Origin of the sequence: Corynebacterium sp. NML 150383 (genome assembly GCF_002285085.1) — a bacterium.
Lineage (GTDB): Bacteria > Actinomycetota > Actinomycetes > Mycobacteriales > Mycobacteriaceae > Corynebacterium > Corynebacterium gottingense.
On the sequence record NZ_NSGK01000007.1, the window covers coordinates 19,981 to 43,769 of the forward strand.

Annotated in this window: 20 protein-coding genes and 1 pseudogene; 16 read left to right on the top strand and 5 right to left on the bottom strand. The window is 64.6% G+C overall.

The annotated features are described in order from the left end of the window. Nucleotides 1–10: 10 nt before the first annotated feature. On the top strand, nucleotides 11–421 hold the full coding sequence (locus CKJ85_RS08110) for a heat shock protein transcriptional repressor HspR (protein WP_095554003.1): 411 nt from the start codon (nucleotides 11–13) through the stop codon (nucleotides 419–421). 62 nt (nucleotides 422–483) lie between these two features. Here the strand turns inward: CKJ85_RS08110 and CKJ85_RS08115 are convergent, their stop codons facing one another. Continuing rightward, nucleotides 484–2,253, bottom strand: a complete 1,770-nt coding sequence (locus tag CKJ85_RS08115) for a pyruvate dehydrogenase (protein ID WP_095554004.1) — start codon at nucleotides 2,251–2,253, stop codon at nucleotides 484–486. Between the two features lie 48 nt (nucleotides 2,254–2,301). After that, nucleotides 2,302–3,465, bottom strand: a complete 1,164-nt coding sequence (locus tag CKJ85_RS08120; protein ID WP_095554005.1) for an alpha/beta hydrolase — start codon at nucleotides 3,463–3,465, stop codon at nucleotides 2,302–2,304. Nucleotides 3,466–3,786: 321 nt separating this feature from the next. On the opposite strand from CKJ85_RS08120, the gene CKJ85_RS08125 reads away from it, so the two are divergent. Both CKJ85_RS08125 and CKJ85_RS08130 read left to right on the top strand, forming a co-directional pair. Then, nucleotides 3,787–4,617, top strand: a complete 831-nt coding sequence (locus CKJ85_RS08125; RefSeq protein ID WP_095554006.1) for a carbon-nitrogen hydrolase family protein — start codon at nucleotides 3,787–3,789, stop codon at nucleotides 4,615–4,617. A 414-nt stretch (nucleotides 4,618–5,031) separates the two neighbouring features. Further along, nucleotides 5,032–6,189 (top strand): HNH endonuclease signature motif containing protein, encoded by a 1,158-nt coding sequence (locus CKJ85_RS08130; RefSeq protein ID WP_158221632.1) that lies wholly within the window; start codon nucleotides 5,032–5,034, stop codon nucleotides 6,187–6,189. Here CKJ85_RS08130 and CKJ85_RS08135 read toward each other — a convergent pair. Further along, the gene (locus CKJ85_RS08135) at nucleotides 6,186–7,394 is read right to left on the bottom strand and encodes a hypothetical protein (RefSeq protein WP_143340184.1); all 1,209 of its coding nucleotides are present in this window, start codon (nucleotides 7,392–7,394) and stop codon (nucleotides 6,186–6,188) included. The genes CKJ85_RS08130 and CKJ85_RS08135 overlap by 4 nt on opposite strands. Nucleotides 7,395–7,446: 52 nt before the next feature. Here CKJ85_RS08135 and CKJ85_RS08140 point away from each other — a divergent pair, with 52 nt between their 5' ends. The 5 genes from CKJ85_RS08140 to panC all read left to right on the top strand — a co-directional run bounded on the left by CKJ85_RS08140 (nucleotide 7,447) and on the right by panC (nucleotide 14,155). Beyond that, nucleotides 7,447–8,772, top strand: coding sequence for a sodium/glutamate symporter (locus CKJ85_RS08140; protein ID WP_095537514.1), 1,326 nt, complete (start codon nucleotides 7,447–7,449; stop codon nucleotides 8,770–8,772). A 119-nt stretch (nucleotides 8,773–8,891) separates the two neighbouring features. After that, nucleotides 8,892–11,447: an ATP-dependent chaperone ClpB gene (gene clpB, locus CKJ85_RS08145; protein WP_095554068.1), complete on the top strand. Its 2,556-nt coding sequence runs from the start codon at nucleotides 8,892–8,894 to the stop codon at nucleotides 11,445–11,447. A 233-nt stretch (nucleotides 11,448–11,680) separates the two neighbouring features. Then, entirely contained in the window at nucleotides 11,681–12,835 is a 1,155-nt protein-coding gene (locus CKJ85_RS08150; protein ID WP_095554009.1) for an ImmA/IrrE family metallo-endopeptidase, read from the top strand. Continuing rightward, nucleotides 12,835–13,329: a DUF4411 family protein gene (locus tag CKJ85_RS08155; RefSeq protein ID WP_095275659.1), complete on the top strand. Its 495-nt coding sequence runs from the start codon at nucleotides 12,835–12,837 to the stop codon at nucleotides 13,327–13,329. Before CKJ85_RS08150 ends, CKJ85_RS08155 begins: the two co-directional genes overlap by 1 nt. Nucleotides 13,330–13,357: 28 nt before the next feature. Further along, nucleotides 13,358–14,155 (top strand): pantoate--beta-alanine ligase, encoded by a 798-nt coding sequence (gene panC, locus CKJ85_RS08160; RefSeq protein WP_095554010.1) that lies wholly within the window; start codon nucleotides 13,358–13,360, stop codon nucleotides 14,153–14,155. Nucleotides 14,156–14,158: 3 nt separating this feature from the next. On the opposite strand, the pseudogene panB reads toward panC, so the two are convergent. Both panB and adhP read right to left on the bottom strand, forming a co-directional pair. Next, nucleotides 14,159–14,981, bottom strand: a pseudogene (gene panB / locus CKJ85_RS08165) (3-methyl-2-oxobutanoate hydroxymethyltransferase). 69 nt (nucleotides 14,982–15,050) lie between these two features. Next, a complete protein-coding gene (gene adhP / locus CKJ85_RS08170; protein WP_095536074.1) occupies nucleotides 15,051–16,082 on the bottom strand; it encodes an alcohol dehydrogenase AdhP in 1,032 nt (343 codons plus the stop codon). 146 nt (nucleotides 16,083–16,228) lie between these two features. Here adhP and CKJ85_RS08175 point away from each other — a divergent pair, with 146 nt between their 5' ends. The 8 genes from CKJ85_RS08175 to CKJ85_RS08215 all read left to right on the top strand — a co-directional run bounded on the left by CKJ85_RS08175 (nucleotide 16,229) and on the right by CKJ85_RS08215 (nucleotide 23,712). Continuing rightward, nucleotides 16,229–16,642, top strand: coding sequence for a DUF4265 domain-containing protein (locus CKJ85_RS08175; protein WP_095536075.1), 414 nt, complete (start codon nucleotides 16,229–16,231; stop codon nucleotides 16,640–16,642). 48 nt (nucleotides 16,643–16,690) lie between these two features. After that, on the top strand, nucleotides 16,691–17,533 hold the full coding sequence (locus tag CKJ85_RS08180) for a sulfurtransferase (protein ID WP_095554011.1): 843 nt from the start codon (nucleotides 16,691–16,693) through the stop codon (nucleotides 17,531–17,533). A 58-nt stretch (nucleotides 17,534–17,591) separates the two neighbouring features. Further along, nucleotides 17,592–18,854 carry a hypothetical protein gene (locus tag CKJ85_RS12020; protein ID WP_158221633.1) on the top strand — a complete coding sequence of 421 codons (1,263 nt, stop codon included), beginning with the start codon at nucleotides 17,592–17,594 and terminating at the stop codon, nucleotides 18,852–18,854. Continuing rightward, nucleotides 18,847–19,380 (top strand): orotate phosphoribosyltransferase, encoded by a 534-nt coding sequence (gene pyrE, locus CKJ85_RS08195; protein ID WP_095554013.1) that lies wholly within the window; start codon nucleotides 18,847–18,849, stop codon nucleotides 19,378–19,380. Before CKJ85_RS12020 ends, pyrE begins: the two co-directional genes overlap by 8 nt. Then, the gene (locus tag CKJ85_RS08200) at nucleotides 19,373–20,038 is read left to right on the top strand and encodes a TrmH family RNA methyltransferase (protein WP_095554014.1); all 666 of its coding nucleotides are present in this window, start codon (nucleotides 19,373–19,375) and stop codon (nucleotides 20,036–20,038) included. Before pyrE ends, CKJ85_RS08200 begins: the two co-directional genes overlap by 8 nt. A gap of 104 nt (nucleotides 20,039–20,142) precedes the next feature. Continuing rightward, nucleotides 20,143–21,333 (top strand): glycoside hydrolase family 76 protein, encoded by a 1,191-nt coding sequence (locus CKJ85_RS08205; protein WP_233127003.1) that lies wholly within the window; start codon nucleotides 20,143–20,145, stop codon nucleotides 21,331–21,333. Nucleotides 21,334–21,386: 53 nt separating this feature from the next. After that, on the top strand, nucleotides 21,387–22,421 hold the full coding sequence (gene fbaA, locus CKJ85_RS08210) for a class II fructose-bisphosphate aldolase (RefSeq protein ID WP_095536080.1): 1,035 nt from the start codon (nucleotides 21,387–21,389) through the stop codon (nucleotides 22,419–22,421). Nucleotides 22,422–22,518: 97 nt separating this feature from the next. Beyond that, nucleotides 22,519–23,712, top strand: a complete 1,194-nt coding sequence (locus CKJ85_RS08215) for an aromatic acid exporter family protein (protein ID WP_095554016.1) — start codon at nucleotides 22,519–22,521, stop codon at nucleotides 23,710–23,712. The last annotated feature ends 77 nt before the right edge of the window (nucleotides 23,713–23,789 follow it).

The window sequence follows — 23,789 nt, forward strand, 5'->3', positions numbered from 1 at the left end:
GGTGAGCCACGTGTCGAGGGAAACCGAGCAGTACTTCGTAATCTCCGTTGCCGCGGAGCTCACCGGCATGCACGCCCAGACGCTGCGCACCTACGACAGGATGGGCCTAGTCACCCCGATGCGCACGCGCGGCGGCGGGCGCCGCTACTCGCGCCGGGACATCTCGTTGCTGCGCCGGATCCAGCAGCTGTCCCAGGAGGACGGCGTGAACCTGGCCGGCATCAAGACGATTATCCAGCTCACCGAGCAGATCGATGAGTTGCAGGAAGAGCTGGCCGCGAAGCACGAGGAGAACACCCAGCTGCGCAAGCGCCTCGAGTCCCGCCCCGCCCGCGGCGGCGAGCTCGTGCACGTGCCGCGCTCGACAGCGGTGGTGACGTGGGAGCCCGCAGCTTCTCGACGCCGCCGCGCACAACCCTAACCGCGACAGCAAAAAGGGGACGCAGTCGATCTGACCGCGTCCCCTTTTTTCGTGCGTCCGGACTAGCCGCCGAACTCGATGGCCGCTGCGCCGCCGATGTGGCGCAGGTTGGACTTGGCCAGGTCAAACAGTCGGCCGACGCCGCCCTCGAGGAAGGCGGTGCGGGCGCCGGACTTGGTGAAGCCCTTCATCATGTCCCAGGTAATCCCCGGCGGCAGGGAGAGCGCGTTCGGGTCCGTGACAATGTCAACGAGGGCCGGGCCGTCGTACTCCAGGGCCTCCTTGATCACCGGCTTGAGGTCGTCCGGGTCCTCCACACGGAAGGACTTGATGCCAACGCCCTTGGCAATCTCGGCGTAGTTGGCTTCCTCGTGGTCGGTGCCGAAGTACGGCATGCCCTGAACCATCATCTCGAGCTTGACCATGCCGAGGGAGGAGTTGTTGAAGCACATGACCTTCACCGGCAGCTGGTGCAGCTTGATGGTGAGCAGCTCGCCCATGAGCATGCCCAGGCCGCCGTCGCCGGACCAGGAGATGACCTGGCGGTCCGGGAAGGCTGCCTGCACGCCGATGGCCATCGGCAGTGCGTTGGCCATGGTGCCGTGGAGGAAGGACGCGGCCTCGTCGCGCTTGCCGTTCGGGGTGAGGTAGCGCGAGGACCAGACGTTGCACATGCCGGTGTCGACGGTGAAGTAGGCGTCGTCATCAGCCAGCTCGTCCAGCACGGAGGCTGCCAGCTCCGGGTGGATCGGCTTCGTGGACTCGGCTGCCTTCTTGGTGTAGTTGTTCACCACGTGCTCGAGCAGCTGGTAGTGGCGCTTGAGCATCTTGTCCAGGAACTTGCGGTCCTTGTTCTCCTCGATGTGCGGGAGAATGTTTTCAATGACGCTCTTCACGTCACCGACGACCGGGTAGTCGACCTTGGTGCGGCGGCCGATGTGGCTGCCGTCGATGTCAATCTGCGCGACGTTCTCGTCCGGCAGCCAGTCGGAGTACGGGAAGTCGGTGCCGACCATGATGAACAGGTCGGACTCGTCCATGGCGTCCAGGCACGCACCGTAGCCGAGCAGACCGGACATGCCGACGTCGTACGGGTTGTCGTGCTCGAAGTACATCTTCCCGCGGAAGGAGTGGCCGATCGGCGCCTTGATCTTCTCCGCCAGGGCGAAGACTTCGTCGCGGGCGTCACGAGCGCCCCAGCCGGCGAAGATGGTGACCTTCTCGGCGTTGTTGATGGCCTCGACGAGGCGAGCGGCCTCGTGCGGATCCGGGAACACGCGCTTCTTCGCGCCGGTGGCGTAGACGGAGTCCGCGGTGTGCGGGCCGTCGGTGACGTCGGCGGCGAAGACGTCGCCGGGCACGACCATCACGGACACGCCGTTGCCGGCCAGGGTGTTCTGTACAGCGTTGTGGAACACGCGCATGCCCTGGTCCGGGTTGTGGACGACCTCGCAGTAGGAGGAGCACTCCTGGAAGAGCAGCTCGGGGTGGGTCTCCTGGAAGAAGGAGGAGCCGATCTCCATGGTCGGGATGTGGGAGGCGATTGCCAGGACCTTGGAGCCGTTGCGGTGCGACTCGTACAGGCCCTGCACGAAGTGGGTGTTGCCCGGGCCGCAGGAAGCGCCGCAGACGGCGAGCTCATCGGCGGCGAGCGAGTCAGCGCCAGCGGCGAACGCGGCGGCCTCCTCGTTGCGGACGTGGACCCATTCGATGTCGCTCTGGCGCACTGCATCCGACAGCGGATTTAGCGAGTCGCCGACCAGCCCGTAGATGCGCTTGATGCCGAGTTCTTCGAGCTTAGCTACGACGTTTTCTGCAAAGTTTTGTGCCATGGATTCCCTCCTATTGGGTGATGAATCACTAAACGCAAAACATGATACCTAAAAACGCCCATATTGTCCGCCTTCTTGTGCTAAGGCAGACAGGAACGCCGAGTCTGTGAAATAGTCCGTATGGCTTCCGGTCACGCCCTCGATAGGGGTGGCGCCATAGCTTGGCGACGACGGCGAGGCCCCCAGCGCAGCATCCGGGCCCGACCGCAGGGTGAGGATGATGTCGTCCGGCGAGTCCACGACGAACACTGTGGAGTCCGGCCCCGCAAGCGCCAAGTCGTCCACGCTGTTGCCAGCGACCCCGGCGCTGCCGAGGAGCCACAGGTCGTCGACAAGCAATCCGTGCTCGGCGGCGGCGAGTGTGGGGACGAGCGTGCCGTAGCTATGCGCGACGATCGTCTTTTGGGCGCTGGGGAAGCGAGATTCGAGGGCGGCTTGGAACTGCGCGAGGTTGTCCGCGCCGCGCACGGCGTTGATCTGCGCGCCCGCGTCGGGGATGTTGGCGGGCGGGCCGTAGCCCTGCCAGACGACGACGGACGCGCCGGTGCGCGCGGCGATGCGTTGTGCCTTGTCGAGCTCGCCGCCCAAGTCCTCCGGCTTGCCGGTGTGCGTGCCGGCGACCATGGTGATCACCCGCTCGGGCGCGACGGTGTTACCAATCATCACGGTGGTGCTCGCCGGCCCGGCTTCCAGGATGGTGCCGCCGCTGGCTTCGACGGTCTGCAGCGTCGCGGCGGGGACAGTCGCGGCGTGCCGCGCGTGGACCTGCTCGAGTGAGTCGTCGGGGTGGGCGAAGAGTCCGTCGATAGTATGGAGCGGCACGTTCGTGCGCAGCGCGTCCGCGGTTTCGCGGTCGAGCGCCTGGGATCGCCGGTTGAGCCACTGGATGAGTTGGTGGTGCCCCGCCCGAATCGCCACCTCCGCCACCGCGTCCAAGCAGGCGTGTGCCAGCGCGGCAACCTGCAGAATTGTACGAACCCGCTCGAGGTCCGCGCGTTGCGTTTCCAGCTCGGCCGCGTAGGCGTTGAGGGTCGCATTCGATGCGTTCGCCGCAGGGCCTTCGAAGCCGGATCGAACCAAAGCTTCGCTGGCCTGGCGCGCATTGAGTAGTTGCCTATCGACGCCGCACAGCCCCTCCCACACCTCATCCGCCGCCCGGCGCAACTCGTCGGGGAAGAGGGCGGGCTGGTAGACGGTGCTATCGGTGCGCATCGAGCCTCCCCGCGATGGTGCTGTCGAGGTCGCAGACGCGGTCGGCAAAGCGGGCAACCTCGTCGAGGTGTGCGTGGATCCCGCCGGTGGTGTGCTGCATGGCTAACGTGTGGTGTGAACAGACTGCGGATAACGCGTTTGCGGTGGATGATGGGGAAAGGCGTGGGTCATAATGGGTGAGGTCCGGCGGTGTGTGAGCGCGGGCGGTGGAAGCTGTGGATTGCGTAAGGTGTAAAAAGTTCATGGTGTAACCCTATACAACCGTAACAACCGAATCAATGGGTAGGGCAAACAAATTTGAAAATGTTTAGCATTGGATGCATGAAACTTGCTTGCATTCAAACCACCACCGGCCCTGACGTGCGCGAAAACCTGGCTAAGGTGTCGCCGCTCATTCGAGAGGCGGCCGAGCAGGGGGCGAGCCTGATTGTGTTGCCGGAGGCGACGAGCCAGGCCTTCGGGCAGGGGCGCTTGGATGAGCAGGCCGAGGGGCTGGATGGCGAGTTCGCCACCGCGCTCCGGCAGCTCGCGGCGGACGTTGGGGTAACCATTGTGGCGGGGATGTTTCGTCCTGCGGATTCCCGCGAGGTGGACGGGAAGACGATCAACCGGGTCTACAACACGGCGCTCATTACGGGTGAAGGCGTGCACCTGGGCTACGACAAGATTCATACCTACGACGCGTTCGACTATCGCGAATCTGACACCGTCAAAGCGGGGGAACGGCTCGTGACTTTCGAGTGCGATGGCGTACGCGTAGGGGTAGCTATCTGCTTTGATATTCGTTTCCCGGAGCAGTTCCGCGAGCTGGCCCGCCGCGGCGCCGAGGTGATCGTCGTACCAACGAGCTGGGCGGATGGGGGCGGCAAGCTCGAGCAGTGGCGCTTGCTCACCCGTGCGCGCGCACTTGATTCGGGCGTATTCCTTGCAGCAGCGGGACAGGCCCGTCCCGACTTTGAGCGAGAGGCTGGGCAGGAGTCGGGGCCGACCGGGATCGGGCACTCGGTGGTCGTCGCGCCGGATGGCGTCGTGGTTGAGGAGACGGGATACGGACCGGAAATTCTCGTCGCGGACATTGATCTCGATGCCGTTGGCGCAACCCGCCGCGCGCTTCCGGTGGTGGATATTGAGGCATCGACGCGAATGTCGTAGAGCCCGCCGTCTGAGAAAAGTCCGCAATGCGGACTCCGTTCAGTCACGTTGGAATGGGTGTGCGCGAAATCCATGTTGTTCGAACGTAGAATGCTGAGAAAAGTCCGCAATGCGGACTTCCTTCAGTCGTTGGTTACCGCGACTCAACGCGCTAGCGAACGTCAACGTTGTTAACGTACTTAACTTGATAAAAGGGCAGGTCAGGTCGATGTTCGGTGGGGGTGCTATCTTCATTGCCAACACCCCGACAACCCATGAACGGAGCCACGCATCATGACCGAATCACCAAAGCATCCCAGTCCTGAAAATATCGAAAATGCTATCGCTGATGATGGTGCTGTCGAACAGGATCCACCTACTAGCTCCTGCGCAATCACGCAATTAGCAGACCGGATTGCATCGACCTTCGGGCGAATGACTCGGCAGAAGGCGGCGCTACTGCGCGACATCGGCATCTTTGACAAGCTGCGACTCGCGCGTCGCCTCGGCGCAACAACGACGGCTCAGTGGCTCATTCGGCGGCTAGGTATTTCAAAATCCACCGCGCACGAATACGTCTCCATCGCGCGTGATCTCATGTGCTACTTGCTCCTCGCGGAGGCGTTCAACGAGGGAGACGTGAACTACTCCAAAGTGCGGCTACTCCTGCCGTATCTCAAGCACAATGATGAGGCCGAGCTCGTCGAGTTGGCCATCAAGCTCGGCTACCACGAGCTTGAAGCCGAGCTCGCGTGGCGCCAGCGTGAGGGCGAGGAGGGAGAGAGCAAACCCTCCTCGTATGTCCGCATTGCGGAGCGGAAGAACGGCAGATTCGGGTTGTGGGCGGACCTCAGCCCGCTGGAAGGCGCGAAGGTCGCCGCGGCCCTCAAGATCGGCGAACTGTCCTACTACGACGTCGACCTCGCGGAGGTGGTGGAACAGGACGGCGTCGACGAGGCCCTGAAGGAGATGACTAACCAATCCGGCTTCGGCCTGCCGGTGGGGAAAGCCATGCTCGCGGCGTTTATGGGCATGGTCAATGTGGTGCGCAGCAAGCCGAAGAACCCACTGCGCGCGCCGGGAGCGCACGTGAATATCGTGACGACGACGGATGGGCGGGCCTATATGCCGAATGGGGTGGGAGAGGCGTCGATAAGCATTGCCCACGCCGTGTCGAACGCCATCGTGCGGGTGAACGAGGTGAATGACCAGGGGCTGATCATCAACACGTCGAAGTCGGCGCGGCTTGCCAACGACGCGCAGCTCAACGCGCTCATGACAATGTGGGGCAGTGAATGCGCGGTGCCGGGGTGCACCCATACCAGGTTCATCGAGGTTCACCACGTGGAGGACTGGGCGCTGGGCGGCGAAACGACGATGGAAAACCTGTTGCCGCTGTGCTCTGCGTGTCATTCACTGGTGACGGAGGGGCACACGCGGATTATCAAAGACGCCGACGACGTGCACTTCGTCTTCCCGGACGGCACGCGGTTTATCTCGCCCTCGTACCAGCGGCCGTACCGCGACGACAACGCGATGACGATGAGGGAGTACGAGGACCTGTGGATTGAGGAATACGAGAGGCTCGGCTAGTGCTCGTTAAACCAATCGGCTTCCTCGTCCATGGCAACCACGGTCGGTGCCGGCGCGCCAGCTTCCTTCATGGCATCCGTGATCAGCGTGCAACGGGCGACGCTGCCGCAGACCACGACGTCGCGGCCCCACCAAGTGCCCGTCGCCGATGCGAGCCGTTCGACGCCGATCCACACGCGGCGCAGCCCCTCCACAATCGCGGGCGACTCCGGGTCCTCCGGGTCGATCACCTGCTCCGCAACACAGGTGATGGTGAGCCAATCGTGCACCTCGGAGCTCGAGGTCAGCGAAGCAAACGTGTGCAGGTCATAGAACTCGTCCTCGTGCTCCACGCCGATCATCAGCTCAACCTCGGGACGCTCGTCGCGCTCCATCAGGTCGAACACCATCGCCTTCGCCGCCGCCAGGCCTGTGCCGTCGGCGACAATGAGGAGCCTGTGGCCAGGGCGCTTATCGACGCCACGCAGCGGAGCAGTCCCGTAAGCTGCGCCGAGCGTGACGTAGTCGCCCACTTCCACGTCCAACTCCTCGCGGACGTGGAACTCCAGCTGGCCGAGCTCGTTGTACGGCAACGCTGGCGCCAGGTCGTGCCACACGCCCTGGCGGTTCGTCTGCAGCACCGGCACCACTTGCCCGGGCTCGTACGGAATGGGCGTGCTGGTTTCCAGGCGCACGATGCGGGTGCGCGCTGCGGCGGGGGCGCCCTCGAAGGACGAGGCCTCGATGACCGAGGTGACCTGGGCGGCGGAGGCCGCCGGAATACCTTTCTGGTCAGCCTGCTCGGCCGCGCTGCGCATGACCTCACCGAACTCCTCCAGCGTCCGGGCGACTCGCTCGTCGAGCTCGTGGCCGAGCATGGAAGCGATCAGGTCCTGGTACAGCTTTGCCGCGCGCGGGTACTCGGCGGAGGGAAAGCCGGTCCTGCGCATGTGCAGGGCCCAGTCCCGCAGACCCCCCTCGACGGCCGGGGCGAGAGCGGTGGGGTCCACCGACTCGTCGTCCGGCGCGGTGTCGGCGACGCGCAGCAGTGCCTTCCCCGGCACGGACACCATGGAGTGCGTTGCTTCCGTCACGCCGGCCGGGAGAAGACCGGTTGCCTCAGGGAATTCAGCAACGAAGTAGGTCCAGAGTGTGGACCGGGACAGCGATTCGTCGTTAAGCAAAACTTGGGCTGCTTCGCGGGAGGCGGTGCGGAAAGAGCTCATGCGTTACAGGGTAATGTGACATCTAAAACAATGGGAAAGGTAGGTGGCAGCAATGGAATTTACGCCGTACACAATGCTGACTGATATTGGCTGGATCTCGGTGCTTCTGATCATTGGCAACGTACTCCGCAACCGGCTGAAAGTATTACAGGCATTGCTGCTGCCTGCGCCGATCACGGCGGGGCTGATCGGTCTTGTCCTCGGGCAGGAAGTGCTCGGGGTGATCAACTGGTCTGACAGCGTGGGCACATACACGACACTTTTGATCGCCGTGGTGTTCGCGTCAATGGCGTACTCGATGGAGCTCGGCGGCTCCGTGGCCGCGGGTGCGCGCAACATGTGGGCGTATACGACCTCGATGTTCATGGGGCAGTGGGGTTTGTTCATCCTGCTGGGCCTGTACCTGTTTGCGCCGCTGTTTGGCACGGAGCCCTGGTTCGGCATGATGCTGCCGGTCGGCTTCGTCGGCGGGTTCGGCACCGCGGCGGCGGTCGGTTCCGCGCTGGAGGGGGTCGGGGTGGAAAACGCCTCGTCCATCGGCTTTACGTCCGCGACCGTGGGCACACTGGTGGCCATCGTTGGCGGCGTGATCGTGGCAAACTGGGGCATCCGCAAGGGCAAGGCGGCTGAGCTGAGCGGCGACCTGCCCCGCGAGCTGCGCACTGGCTATATTGACGACGAATCTGAGCGCCCCTCCATCGGCAAGGCGACTACCAACCCGTCCTCCATCGAGCCGCTGGCGCTGCACGGTGGTTTCGTGGTGTTTACCGTGCTCATCGCGTACATGCTGAACCAGCTGGTGAAGTCGCAGTGGGAAAACGTGTCCATCCCCCTGTTCGCGATGGCGTGCGTGGTGGGCCTGATTGGCCGCGGCCTGCTGAAGGCTGTCGGGCGGCCGAACTACCTGGACCGCGACACCATTAGCTCCATCTCCGGCGCAGCCACCGACTACATGATTGCTTTCGGTATCGCGTCGATCGTGCCCGCGGCGCTCGCCGGGTACTGGCAGGCGCTCCTGCTCCTGTTCGTCCTGGGCACCGTGTTCTGTGTGGTGTGGATGCTGTGGGCGGGCCCGCTGTTCTTTGGCACCAACTGGCTCGAGCGTGGCCTGTTCGGCTGGGGTTGGGCGACCGCGGCAGTGGCCACCGGTATCGCACTGCTCAAGATGGTCGACCCGAAGCTGAAGTCCGGCACGCTCAACGAGTACGGCGTGGCGTACGTCGGCTTCGCCCCGTTTGAGATCGGCATGACCATCCTCGCGCCCATCGCGGTGATCGCCGGCTTTGTCACGGGCTTAGGCTGGATCGCCTTCGCGGTGGCCGTGGGCGTGGTGATTCTGTCCTTTGCTTCGAAGTGGGTGCCGGCAAAGCGGGAGTAAACAACAAAACAGGGTTGAGTGGAACAGACTCAACTTCCGGTGCGTTATAGAGAGTGACCCGAGTAAAACGGGAGATAAACGCTACAAAATAGACGCACACGGAAAGGACGATGTTGACCATGGCATCCTTTACCCCCACAACCAAGACGCAGGAGGCCATCCAGCAGGCGCTGCAGAAGGCCTCCGCGGCAGGGAACCCGGATATTCGCCCGGCGCACCTGTTGCAGGCAATCCTCACGCAGGAGGACGGCATCGCCGCCCCCGTCCTCAAAGCGACGGGCGTTGACCCCGCGACGGTGGCGCGCGAGGCGGGCGAGCTGGTCGCCGGTTACCCCAAGGCGGAGGGCCAGAACATGGCCAACCCCAACTTCAACCGCGATGCGCTCAACGCGCTTAATGCGTCGCAAGAGCTCGCCGGGGAGCTTGGCGACGAATACGTGTCCACCGAGGTACTTCTCGCCGGCATCGCCCGCGGCACCGATGAGGCCGCGGAGCTGCTGACCAAGCGCGGCGCTACCTACGATGCGATTAAGGCAGCCTTCCAGTCCGTGCGTGGCAACAAGAAGGTCACCACCGAGGCGCCGGAGGACCAGTTCCAGGCGCTGGAGAAGTACTCCACCGACCTGACCGCACGCGCCCGCGAGGGCAAGATTGACCCGGTGATCGGCCGCGATTCGGAGATCCGCCGCGTGGTCCAGGTACTGAGCCGCCGCACGAAGAACAACCCGGTCCTGATCGGCGAACCCGGCGTGGGCAAGACCGCGATCGTGGAGGGCCTAGCCCGCCGCATCGTCGCGGGCGACGTCCCGGAGTCGCTGAAGGGCAAGACGCTGATTTCCCTCGACCTCGGCTCCATGGTCGCGGGCGCGAAGTACCGCGGCGAGTTCGAGGAGCGGCTGAAGGCCGTGCTGGACGAGATTACGTCGGCAGACGGCGAGATCATCACCTTCATCGACGAGCTGCACACCATTGTTGGCGCCGGCGCGAGCGGCGAGGGCGCAATGGACGCGGGCAACATGATTAAGCCGATGCTGGCCCGCGGCGAGCTGCGACTCGTCGGCGCGACCACGCTGAACGAGTACCGCCAGCACATTGAGAAGGACGCCGCCCTGGAGCGCCGCTTCCAGCAAGTGTACGTGGGCGAGCCGACCGTGGAGGACACGATTGGCATCCTGCGTGGCCTGAAGGAGCGCTACGAGGTGCACCACGGCGTGCGTATCCAGGACTCCGCGCTGGTCTCGGCCGCCGAGCTGTCTAACCGCTACATCACCAACCGATTCCTGCCGGACAAGGCGATCGACCTGGTGGATGAGGCCGGTTCTCGCCTGCGCATGGAGATCGACTCCTCGCCGCAGGAGATCGATGAGCTCGAGCGCGTGGTCCGCCGCCTGGAGATTGAGGAGATCGCGCTGCAGAAGGAGTCGGACGCAGCCTCGCAGCAGCGCCTGGCGGACCTGCGTCAGGAGCTCGCTGACCAGCGTGAAAAGCTGAACGAGCTGAAAACTCGCTGGTCCAATGAGAAGGCGGAGATCGACTCGGTCCAGTCCGCGAAGGAGGAGCTGGAGCGGCTGCGCAACGAGTCCGAGATCGCGGAGCGCGACGGCGACTACGCCAAGGTCTCCGAGCTGCGCTACGGCCGCATCCCCGAGCTGGAGAAGCAGCTCGCGGACGCGGAGGCGAGCGCCAGCGAGACCCAGAAGACGATGCTCACCGAGGAGGTCACCCCGGACGTGATCGCGGAGGTCGTGTCCTCCTGGACCGGCATCCCGGCGGGCAAGATGATGCAGGGCGAGACCGAGAAGCTCCTGCACATGGAGGAGCTGCTGGCTGGGCGCGTGGTCGGCCAGAAGGACGCGGTCAACGCGGTGTCCGACGCGGTGCGCCGTTCTCGCGCCGGCGTTGCCGACCCGAACCGCCCGATTGGTTCCTTCCTCTTCCTCGGCCCTACCGGCGTGGGTAAGACCGAGCTGGCGAAGGCGCTCGCGGAGTTCCTCTTCGACGACGAGACGGCGATGGTTCGCATCGACATGTCCGAGTACGGCGAGAAGCACTCCGTCTCCCGTCTGGTCGGCGCCCCTCCGGGGTACGTCGGCTACGATGCTGGCGGCCAGCTCACCGAGGCTGTTCGTCGCCGCCCGTACTCGCTCGTGCTTTTCGACGAGGTGGAGAAGGCCCACCAGGACGTCTTTGACATCCTCCTGCAGGTTCTCGACGAGGGCCGCCTCACCGACGGCCAGGGGCGCACGGTGGACTTCCGCAACACGGTGGTCATCCTCACCTCCAACCTGGGCGCGGGCGGCAGCCACGACCAGATCATGGAAGCGGTGAAGCACCACTTTAAGCCCGAGTTCATCAACCGCCTCGATGACGTTGTCGTCTTCGACGCCCTGTCGTCCGAACAGCTCGTGGGCATCGTGGACATCCAGCTCGGCTCGCTGGCGGAGCGTCTCGCTTCCAGGCGCCTCACGCTCAACGTCTCCGACGCCGCGAAGGCCTGGCTGGCGGAGCGCGGCTACGACCCGGCCTACGGTGCCCGCCCGCTGCGCCGCCTGATCCAGCAGGCCATCGGCGACCGCCTGGCGAAGGCGCTGCTCGCCGGCTACGTCCGCGACGGCGACACCGTCAACGTGGACGTCGCAGAGGGCGGGGAGCACCTCACCGTCGACGCTGCGTAAGTCGGTGTCGGCGGCGGGGCCGAGCAGGCCTCCGGGCCGTAGTCCGTCTGTCGTCCACAAGGAGCTAGCTCCATTTGCACCCTGTGGCAGTGCAAAACCGCAGGTCGCGGTTTGACTGGTCGGTCAAATGGAGCTAGCTCCATTTAGGAGCCTGCGGCCCCCTGGGCGGATGTCAAAGAAACGTATGATGATGCCTACGTAGTCGATCCACAAAGTCGGTGGAGGTGAGTGGAATGGTAGTGCGGGTGGATGTTGCCCCAGAGGTTCTTCGTTGGGCTGTTCGGCGGAGTGGTTGGGATGAGGACACTACTGTTCGTCGTGCTCCGAAGCTTGACTTATGGCTCTCTCAAGAAGAACGCCCCACACTCAAACAATTAAAGAAGTTTGCAAACGCTACGCATACGCCTTTGGGTTTGCTTTTTCTTCCGGAACCGCCGGTAGAGGCGATTCCAATCCCGGATATGAGGACGTTGGGCAACATTGGGGTTCAGCAACCCTCGGCAGATCTCCTTGACACGATCTACCAGTGTCAGCAGCGTCAAGACTGGTATCGCGAACATGCCTTGATGAACGATTTCGACGAAGTCTCCTTTGTTGGTGCTGCCACGTTGAATTCGCCAGTTGAAAAAGTCGCGAGCCAGATTCGGAACGCGTTAGATTTTGTTCTTGATGCACGCGCCACCTTCCCCAATTGGGAACAGGCTTTGCGTCAGTTGATTGACCGGATCGAGGGAGTCGGCGTCTTGGTCATGGTAAGTGGTGTCGTTGGTTCCGATCCGCACCGGAGACTGGATCCTAGTGAGTTCCGAGGATTTGCTTTGGCGGACTCCCTCGCCCCACTGATCTTTGTCAACGGAGCGGACACTAAAGCAGCCCAAATCTTTACGCTGATTCACGAGCTGGCACACATTTGGTTAGGTGGCAGCGCACTCTCGGATGCCGCCATGACAGCTAAGGATGGTCCTAAGGCTGAGCTCTGGTGCAACCAAGTCGCTGCAGAGGTGCTTGTGCCGATGCATGCTTTGATTGAGGAATTTCAGGGCGTCGTGAACGTAGAGGAGTTGGAACGCCTTGCTAGGACCTATCGCGTCAGTACGCTGGTGATCCTTAAACGTCTTTATGATGCCAAGGTGCTTCCTTGGAATGAATACACCAAGGCGTATGAAGTAGAGAAGCGGCGTGTCATGTCTTTTTTTGATACGCGACGCAGCGATGGCGGCGGCAACTATTACTACACCCAGCCACTGCGCCTCAGTCGCAGTTTCTCTCGAGCGGTGATCGCGAGCGCTTTGGAAGGCTCCACTGCGTACCGGGACGCGTACCAGTTGCTTGGTGCGAAAAAACATGCAACGTTTGAGAATCTTGCGGAAGAATTGGGGGTTGCCTGATGTTCCTGATCGACGCCAACATCCTCATTGAGGCGAAGAACCGGTATTACGCTTTCGACCTCGCGCCGGGATTCTGGGATTGGCTCGAAGGCGCGTATCGGCAAGATTTGGTGTGCAGTATCGAAGCCGTCCGGGATGAACTCCTACAGGGCAATGATGAGCTCGCTGAGTGGACGCGTGCAAATCCTGGTTTGTTCAGGGCGATTGATCAGCCAACGACGAAGCACTTCCAGCCGCTTTCTCAGTGGGCTGTTTCAGGAGCGTACCGGGAGGAAGCCATCAACGCTTTTGTAGGAAATCACGCCGATTATCTTCTCGTTGCTTACGCTCGTGAGCATCAACATACGGTCGTAACCCATGAGCGCTCACAACCGCACTCACGGAAAAGGATTCTTATTCCGGATGCCTGTTTGGCGATGGGTGTGGATACAGCAGACACATTTGAGATGATGCGCGAGACGGGCGTCACCTTGCACCTGCAGAAATCCCCGTAATTGCTTGGCACGTTCCATAATCATCTACATGACGCATCTGGTCCACACCCCTGAGTCCCTCACCGACGCCATCGGCCACGGCCCTGTTTCCCTGGTGCCGACGATGGGGGCGCTGCATGAGGGCCACCTCGCTCTGGTCAGGCAGGCAAAGTCTCTGGGCAACCCGGTGGTGGTGAGTATCTTCGTCAACCCGCTGCAGTTCGCGCCGGGCGAGGACCTGGACGCCTACCCGCGTACGCTCGCCGAGGACGTAGAGAAGCTGGAAGCGGAGGGCGTCGAGGCTGTGTTCGCGCCTTCGGCTGAGACGATGTACCCCCACGGCCCGCGCACGACGATCCAGCCGGGTCCCCTCGGCGAGGTGCTGGAGGGCGCGACCCGCCCGACACACTTCGCGGGCGTGCTCACGGTGGTGGCGAAGCTGTTCGCGCTCACGGGAGCTAGCGACGCGTTCTTCGGCGAGAAGGATTACCAGCAGCTCGCGCTGATCCGCCAGATGGTGGATGATCTGCATCTCCCGGTCCGCGTCCACGGATGTCCGATTGTGCGCGATGCCGATGGTCTCGCCCTGTCGTCGCGCAACCGCTACCTCAGTGTCTCCGAGCGCGAGGTCGCCCTTGCCATCCCCAGGGCAATCGCTGCCGGCAGCGTCGATTCCGCTCGCTCGCTTCTCGACGCCACGCCCGACCTCCACCTCGACTACCTCGTCGCCACCACACCAGACCTCGCCGAGCTCCCGGCCGGATTTACCGGCGAAGCCCGCCTGCTGGTGGCCGCCAAGGTTGGCTCGACGCGCCTGCTCGACAACGCGCCGATCCAGATTAGCTAACGGCTACGAAAAGGTGTGCCCCTCGGCGGGGAACTCGCCGGTGTGTACCGCGCGCTTGTAGTTGGCGGCAGCAGCCGTGAGGTCGGCGCCGATCGTGCCGAAGCGGCGGACGAAGCGCGCGCGGTGATCGCCCGCGGGCAGATCAGCCATGTCGTGCCAGACCAGAACCTGCGCATCCGTGTCCGGGCTGGCCCTGATGCCGACGGTGGGGATCGGACACTCGCGCGTGATCTTCGCGGCGAGCGCCGCGGGAACCATTTCGAAGACGACGAGGTCCGCGCCTGCGTCGACGACTGCGTGGACGTCGTCAAGCAAAAGCTCCGCCCCCGCATCGCGGCCCTGGACTTTGAAGCCGCTGAGGCTATCGACGGATTGCGGGGTGAATCCGACGTGTGCGCATACCGCGAGGCCCGCGTTTTTGAGCGCGCGGATGCGCGGGGCGATGCGCACGCCGCCCTCGAGCTTGACCATGTGCGCGCCGGTGCGGCGCACCATGTCGGTGGCGGTGTGCACGCACTGTTCGTCGCTCGCTTCGTAGGTGCCGAAGGGGCAGGTCGATCACAACGAGCGCGTTGCCCGCCCCGCGCACCACTGCGGCGCCGAGGTGGACCATCTCGTCAACGCCGATCTGGTTGGTGGACCCGTAGCCGTAGACGACGTTCGCGGCCGAGTCTCCTACCAACAAGCACTCGATGTCGACCTGGGCGAACGCGCGGGCGGTGGAGTAGTCGTAGGCGGTGAGCATCGCCTACTTCTCACCGGACGCCTTCTTCTGCGCAAGGTCGGCGACCCGGACCTTTTTCGTGGGAGCAAGATAACCAGTCACCCTTGGGAGTCTAATTGAGTGACACTTAGTTCCGGCTGAAGCCCCGAAGGACCTCAGCCAGCGGCGCACCTAGTACTTAATCGCCATGCGCCCGTCGATCTTGCCCTGGCGCATGCGCTCGAAGACATCGTTGACGTCGTCAAGCTCGCAGGCGGTCACATGCGGCGCCACCTTGCCGCGCGCGTAGAAGTCCAGCGCCTCGGCCATGTCCTGGCGGGTGCCAACCAGGGAGCCGCGGATCGTGATGCCGCGCAGCACGATGTCGAAGATGGAGGCGGGGAAGTCTCCCGGCGGCAGGCCGTTGAAGACGATGGTGCCGCCAGAGCGGCACATGCCGATGGCCTGACCGAAGGCGGCCGGGTGGACGGCGGTCACCACGATCCCGTGCGAGCCACCTTCGGTGTATGCCTGCACCGCTTCGGCGGGGTCTTGCTCCTTCGCGTTGACCGTGAATTCTGCGCCCAGCTTCTTTGCCAGCTCCAGCTTGTCGTCGGCAATGTCGACGGCGATCACGCGCATGCCCATCGCGACGGCGTATTGCACGGCGACGTGGCCGAGTCCGCCGATGCCGGAGATCACCACGAACTGGCCGGGCTTGGTCTCAGTGACCTTGAGCGCCTTGTAGACGGTCACACCCGCGCACAGGATCGGCGCGACCTCCACCGGGTCTGCGCCGTCGGGGATGCGCGGCGCGTAGCGGGTGTCTACCAGCATGTACTGACCGAAGGAGCCGTCGACAGTGTAGCCGCCGTACTCGGCTTTAGCGCAGTAGGTCTCGCGCCCGGTGCGGCAGAATTCGCACTCCCCGCACGAAGACCAGAGCCAAGCGTTGCCGACCATGTCACCGACTTGGACGGGGTGCTCGCCCGGTCCGAGCTCGACAACCTCGCCGACGCCTTCGTGGCCGGGGACGAACGGCGGCGCGGGTTTCACCGGCCAGTCGCCTTCCGCTGCGTGCAGGTCGGTGTGACAGATGCCAGAGGCGTGCAGCTTCACCAGCGCCTGGAAGGGCCCCGGAGTGGGTAGGTCGATGTCTTCTACGTGCAACTTGGGGCCAAATTCCTTGACCACGGCGGCGCGCATGGAAGTAGCGGTTGTCATGAAGGTCTGCCTCCTCAGGATCGGAGAATGGATGTGACGCGAACCATTGTACGGCTGAATATGTGCTGGGGGTAACGAGGTGTCCCCGGCACCCGCTCGTCCCAAAACGCACTCACGCATTTGACGCGGGCGGTAGGCTCCGAGATATGCAGTATCCAACGAAGATCCTCGCCCGCGTTGCCATGCCGGGTGTGGAAAACGAGCAGTTGGCCGCGCACAGTTTGGGTGGGAACCACTTCGTTGTGGCGAGTGTGCCGTTTGTGGATACGTCCCTGGCGGTCGGCGACATCGTCGAGTGCGTGCGCGTTGGCGGCAACTGGCATGTGGATACCGTGGTGGTCAGGGGTGGGGCGTCGACAATGCGCATCCTGCCCGAGACCCAGCAGCCGCACGAGATTGCGGAGACGCTGCTCGCGTTTGGGTGCCGCGTCGAACTTGGCCCCGGCGGCATGCTCGCCGCGAGCATCGGCCCGGACTGCCCGCGCGAGGGGATCCGCGAGTGGCTCGACGGGCTCGAGGCGGAGGGCGCGATCCAACAAGCGCCGGGCTACATGGCCTAACGCGCTTACGCGCTGTGTGCCTCGCGTCCCGGCGCTACACTGGCGCCCATGAGCGTATTTGTCTCCGCCGACGACCTTCGGCAACGAATTCAGACCGGCAGGAAGTACACCATCTTGGCGTCTTTGTGGGAACCGCAGGAGGGGAAGGCGCTGTCGAAGTACTTCTCCGAGCATATCCCGACCTCGCAGTTCTGCGATCCGGCTGCGCAGCTCGCAGGCATGCCGGGCAGCCGCCAAGGTCGCAACCCACTGCCCAAGCCGGAAGTGGCGGAGCACGCGATCCACAGCTGGGGCATCGAGGACGGCCGCCCCGTCTTCATCTACGACCAGGGCATTGGCCTCTACGCAGCCCGCGCCTGGTGGATCCTGCGCTGGATGGGTGTCGAGGACGTCCATATCGTCGACGGTGGGTTCGCTGCCTGGGACCGCAACGGCTTCGACTCGCTCGCCGGTCCGGGCAGCCCCGTGGTCAAGCGCAGTAAGGCAGTCCAGCCGGGCAACCTCCCCACCGCCTCCATGCAGGACGTCCGCGATTTCGAGGGCATGCTTATCGACGCCCGCGGGGCCGACCGCTTCGACGGCCGCAGGGAGATCCTGGACCTCCGCGCCGGCCACATCCCGGGTGCCATCAACCTGCCCGTCTACGACCTCTTTGACAAGGAGTCGCAGACGCTGCTGCCGGAGGACCAGATCCGCGATCGTTTCGCGCAGGTGGGCCTGACCCAGAACACGGACCCTGCACAGGTCATCGCCTACTCCGGTTCCGGCAACCACTCGGCCCTCCTGCTCGCCGTGATGGAGCACGTGGGTCTGCCGGTGGTCACCCACTACGTCGGCGGCTGGTCGCAGTGGAGCGCTAACAAGACCAATCCGGTGGCCACGGACCTGTAGGCCGCGCCGTCCCCTCAACCGCCCGGACGTTGGGCCGACGCAGTAATATCGTGACGCGATGGCACCTTTACTTTTTGTTCTCGCGTTGATCGCGCTCGCAGCCGGCGGCTACCTCATGTTCGCCGACTCCCGCGATTCCAGCGACCGCGGAAGCGCCGCAGCACCCGCCCCGGCTCCCGCGCACGAGCGCCCCGAACCGGCGGAACCCGCTGAACCGGCGGAGCCAGCGGAGCCGGCCGAGCCCGCCTCGGAGCGCTGGGTTCCGCTCCACGAGGAAGAATCGCGCGAGGAACCCGAGCCCGCGCCGGAGCCCAAGCCGGCGCCAGAGCCAGAACCTGCACCGGAATCAGAACCGGAGCCCGAGCCCGAACCAGAACCAGAACCAGCGCCTGAACCAGAACCCGCACCGCAGCCCGCGCGCCGGGCGCACCGGAAGTCTGGCCTGCAGTTCCCCGGGGCGTCGAGGCGCGAGCGCCGCGCGTGGGCCGAGGGGCACGGCTTCGACTTTGCCAAGCACTCCGACGAGCTGGCGGGGGAGTGGCAGCGTGGTGCGGCGTCGGCAGGTGCGGTGCCCAAGGACATCGCCTCTGGCGCGATCTACGGCCACACCGTGCACGTCATGGACCTGGGCGGCGTGACTGTTATCGCGATGGACACCGGCCGTGTCAGCGACGTCGTAGTGGATATGCGCCGCGAGGGCTTCCACGCGGATTCCTCCGCTGACCTGGTGGAAGTGACGCACGCCGAGGGCTTTACGGTGCTGGGTACCCACGAGGGCCCGGTCGAGCGGTTCATGGACGTCCGCGTGCGCACGGCGCTGTCCAAGCTGCCGCAGAGCGTCACCGCCGCCTGGTTCGAGTCGGATTGGGTGCTCGCGGAGATGGATCGCGCCTCCGCGGCCGACGAGTGGGACGAGACGCTCGCTCCGCTCGCGCTGCTTGCCGACGCCGCCCGCACCCTCCCGCCCGAATCCGCCGAACCCCTCAGCTTCGGCTACCCCACCCGCGAGATGCCGGCTCCCGCTCCGGCGCTGGTGGAGGAGGCGTCGCCAAGCACGGAGTCCGTGCAGCGGCCGGACGAGCCGCTGGAGATGCCCACCCGCATCACCGGGGCGCGCCGCGGCGACATTGACTACAGCGACCTGGGCGGCGATGAGGTCGCGCCCATCGCCGACGGCCACCCCGCCGAGGGCGACGCGCCGGCGGACCTGACTCGGGTGCGTCGCGAGCAGCGGCCGCCGTCCATCTTCGACGACTCGCGCCCGAGCACCAGGCCGGACACAGACCCTGAACAGCACATGGAAAGGAACACTGATGAGTGACAAAGCAAGGCTGGCAGAACTGGTCAAGGAACTGGCCGTCGTCCACGGCAAAGTGACGCTGTCCTCCGGCAAGGAGGCCGACTACTACGTGGACTTGCGCCGCGCGACCCTGCACCACGAGGCGTCCCGCCTCATCGGCGCGCAACTGCGCGAGCTGACCAAGGACCTGGAGTTCGACGCCGTCGGTGGCCTCACCCTGGGCGCGGACCCGGTCGCCACCGCCATCATGCACGCGGACGGGCGCGACATCGACGCCTTCGTGGTGCGTAAGGAGGCGAAGAAGCACGGTATGCAGCGCCGCATTGAGGGCCCGAGCATCGTGGGCAAGAAGGTGCTCGTGGTCGAGGACACGACCACCACCGGCAATTCCCCGCTCACCGCGGTGCAGGCCTGCCGCGAGGAGGGCGCCGAGGTCGTCGCTGTCGCCACCGTGGTGGACCGCGCGACGGGCGCGGACGCCGTGCTCAAGGACGCCGGCCTGGAGTACCGCTTCCTCCTCGGCCTCGAGGACCTCGGCCTTGCCTGATCCCGCGGACACGGAGTCCGCGAAGGGACCCACCGAGTGGAATGAGGGCCGCCACGGCGTCGGGCCGTGGGAGGGGCCCGTGCCTGACGACGCCCGCCTGGACCCAGAGTTCCTGGCCAATGGTGACCGCCGCAACGTGGTCGACGCCTACCGCTACTGGTCCATGGAGGCGATCGTCGCGGACCTCGACCGCAAGCGGCACCCGTTTCACGTGGCGATCGAGAACTTTGAAAATGACATGAACATCGGCACTGTGGTGCGCACCGCGAACGCCTTCCTGGCCAAGGAGGTGCACATCATTGGCCGCAAGCGCTGGAACCGCCGCGGCGCGATGGTGACGGACCGCTACCAGCACATCCACCACCACGCGACGGTGGAGGACTTTGCCGCGTGGGCGCGCGCGGAGGACATCCCGGTCGTGGCCATCGACAACACCCCCGGATGCGTCCCGCTGGAAACGGCGGAGCTGCCCGAGCGCTGCGTCCTCGTCTTCGGGCAGGAAGGCCCCGGCATTACGGAGGAGACGGCGCACGCGGCCAGCATGACCTGCTCGATTGCGCAGTTTGGCTCGACGCGCTCCATCAATGCGGGCGTCGCCGCGGGCATTGCGATGCACGCGTGGGTGCGCCAGCACGCGGACCTGAGCCAGGCGTGGTAGGTATTCTCCGATTCTCCTGAAACGCTTCTGGGTGCTCTGGCAATATATAGGGAGTACGAGCTAGTCGCGCGTGATTGGAGCAGTAGGTGTCAGAATCCGGGTCAGTGTGGCCGCATCGGGCCGACCTGGCGGAGCAGGCCATTCACAGGCGCCACTCGCAGAAGCTGTGGGGCATGCCCGGCACCAACCTCGCCGTCGTGACCTGGCCGCCGGGAGTGAAGGACCGCCTGTACTGGCACTGGCACTTCTGGTGGCAGGCACACTACATCGACTGCCAGGTTGATGCGGCGCTGCGCCAGCCGTCGCTGGAGCGCCGCCACCGCCTGCAGGACACGCTGCGCGCGATGAGCGTGCGCTCGGCGTGGCGGCTCACCGCCAACAAGTACTACGACGACAAGGCCTGGCTGGCCCTCGCTTGGAACCGCGCGCTCCAGCTCGACGGCATTCACCGGTCGAAGGCGCTGGACAAGCTCGAGTTCGACCTGCTCGAGGGCATCGACCCCGTCACCGGTGTCCTGCCGTGGCGCCGCGCCGAGACCTTCTTCAACGTGCCGTCCAACGGCCCGGCAGCGATCCTGTTCGCGCGCACCGGCCGGCTGGACAAGTCGCGGGAGATCCTGGACTGGATCTTTGACAACCTGGTGCGCGAGAACGGCCTGCTTGAGGACGGGATCCGCATGCGCATGCACGGCCCCGAGGTCGTGGAGAAAATCTACACCTATAACCAGGGCACGGTGCTCGGTGCCAGCCTCGAGGTCGCCCTTGCGCTACGCGACGATGCGGGGTTGGACCACGACGAACCGATCGACTCCTTTGCCAACTCGGAGCGCGCTGACGCCTCCGTGTTCTACATCACGCACATCCGCGCGATCGTGCAGGCCATCGCCCTGCACCTGGCCACCCCGCAGGGCGTGATCATCAGCCCGAAGTACGAGTCGGGCGACGGCGACGGCGGCCTGTTCAAGGGGATCCTCGCCCGCTACCTGGCGGAGGTGGCGGTGCGCCTGCCGCGGGACAGCCGGGAGAACATTGCGACGAGGAAGATCGCCGCGCGGCTGGTCCGCGCTTCGGCGGAATCGCTGTGGCAGCACCGGCTGGAAGTCGATGGCCTGCCCGTGTTCGCCGCGGAGTGGACAGAGGATGCGCTGCTGCCGCATAACTATGGGTTTGGGCCGGCGTCGATAAGCGAGGCCGTGGGCTTAGTGCGTATCGACGAACGCGATCTCTCCGTGCAACTGTCGGGATGGATGCTGCTCGAGGCAGCTGCGAGAATTTCTCGTGCAACCGGACTGTAAAAGGTGCATACTGGGCTACGTACTACCAAGAGCAACAAGGGAGGACATTCCCCATGCCAATCGCAACCCCCGAGATCTACAACCAGATGCTGGACGGTGCCAAGAAGGGCGGGTACGCATTCCCGGCCATTAACTGCACCTCCTCCGAGACCATCAACGCAGCCATCAAGGGTTTTGCCGAGGCTGAGTCCGACGGCATCATCCAGTTCTCCACCGGCGGTGCTGAGTTCGGCTCCGGTCTGGGCGTGAAGAACAAGGTCGCGGGTGCGCAGGCGCTGGCAGCATTCGCACACGAGATTGCGAAGCATTACGACGTGAACATCGCGCTGCACACCGACCACTGCCAGAAGGAAGTGCTGGACGAGTACGTCCGTCCGCTGATTGCCATCTCGCAGGAGCGCGTCGACCGCGGCGAGCTGCCGCTGTTCCAGTCCCACATGTGGGACGGCTCCGCCATCCCGATCGATGAGAACCTGGAGATCGCGCAGGAGCTGCTGGAGAAGGCACACAACGCCAACATCATCCTCGAGGTGGAGATCGGCGTCGTCGGCGGCGAGGAGGACGGCGTGCAGGCAAAGCACGGCGCAAACCTCTACACCTCCCCGGAGGACTTTGAGAAGACCATCGATGCCCTGGGCACCGGCGAGAAGGGCCGCTACCTGCTGGCCGCTACCTTTGGCAACGTCCACGGCGTGTACAAGCCGGGCAACGTCGAGCTGCGCCCCGAGGTCCTGGACGAGGGCCAGAAGGTTGCCGCGAAGAAGCTGGGCCAGGACGCTGGCTCCAAGCCGTTCGACTTCGTCTTCCACGGTGGCTCCGGCTCCGAGAAGGAGAAGATCGAGCAGGCGCTGGGCTACGGCGTTGTGAAGATGAACGTTGACACCGACACCCAGTACGCGTTCACCCGCCCGGTCGCGTCGCACATGTTTGAGAACTACGACGGCGTCCTGAAGATCGACGGCGAGGTGGGTAACAAGAAGGTCTACGACCCGCGCTCCTACATGAAGAAGGCAGAGGCTGCGATGACCCAGCGCGTCATCGAGGCTTGCCAGGACCTGCGCTCCGTGGGCCACACCGTGTCCAAGTAAGGCTTTCGCAGGCCAGTAGCGCCGTCCCCCGCTGATTCGTCGCGGTGGGGCGGCGTTTTCTCGTGCGTGCGCCCGCCCGGTGGCTAATGTAGGCACCATGGAGGAACAGAAGGACGCCGGAAGCACGAAGCACCGGCTGACTACGAAGGAACGGCTGAAACAGGTCGACCAGTCGGTGCAGTCGCGCCTGCTGCGCGTTCGGAAGCGCCTACTGCCCATCCTGCAGATCGGCATCGCGTCGGGCCTCGCGTACTGGATTGCCAAGGACCTGCTCGGCCACCAGCGCCCGTTCTTCGCCCCGATCTCCGTGATCATCATGATCGGCATGACGGGCGGAGAGCGCCTCTCCAAGGCGTGGGACCTGGCTATCGGCGGCACGATCGGCGTGCTGGTGGGGGACCTTCTCTTCTACCGGCTGGGCGAGGGCGGTTGGCAGATCGCGCTGATCGTCTCCGGATCGCTCGCGATCGCGTCGTTTTTTACCAAGTCGCAGCTGGCAATTAACCAGGTCGCGATCGGTTCGGTCCTCATTGCCACGATCATGCCGCCGGGCGCGGAGGTCACCGGCATTGATAGGACGCTCGACGCGATCGTCGGCGTCGTGGTCTCGATGGTGACGCTCGCGCTGCTTCCTCAGGCGCCGATGCAGAGCGCGAGGTCGGAGATCTCGAAGGTGATGGGCATTTTGTGCTCGGTGCTTAACGACGTTGCGAACGGGCTGCGCGAGCGCGATCCCGAGATCATCGACGAAGCCTTCGAGGCCATCCGTAGCTCGCAGACGGATATTGACCAGATGGCGTCGGCGGTGAAGTCCGGCAAGGAGTCGATCCGCATTTCCCCGTTCCTGTGGAGCGTGCGCCGTTACATCAATTCGCTCTCGCTGGTCATCCCGCCGGTGGATAACGCGGTCCGCACGACTCGCGTGCTGGCGCGCCGCGCGCACGTGCTGTGCGAGGACGGGGATGCGGTGACGGAGCAGCAGGTGGAGCTCATCGATACGCTCTCGCACATCTGCATGGAGTTCTCCGAGGTCTACGGGGTTGATTCGCGCCGCGCGCAGGCGATTGCCATCCCCCGCATCGTCAACGAGCTGCGCGTGGCGGGCCAGCGCGCGTCGATGGACGCAGTGCCGGAGGATGCGGTGCTCTCGGCGTACGCCATCCTGGCGCAGACGCGCTCGCTCATCGTCGATCTGCTCGAAGTCAGCGGCATGTCTCACGAGTCCGCGGCGTCGGTGCTCGCGCCGACGTCGTCTTCGCCGAAGTACCCGCCCGAGCTTTACGACGAATAGCGTCCAACCGAAGACGTGCGAGAGCCCGGTGGGGAGTGATACCCACCGGGCTCTCGTGAAAGGGTGTGCCGGTTACC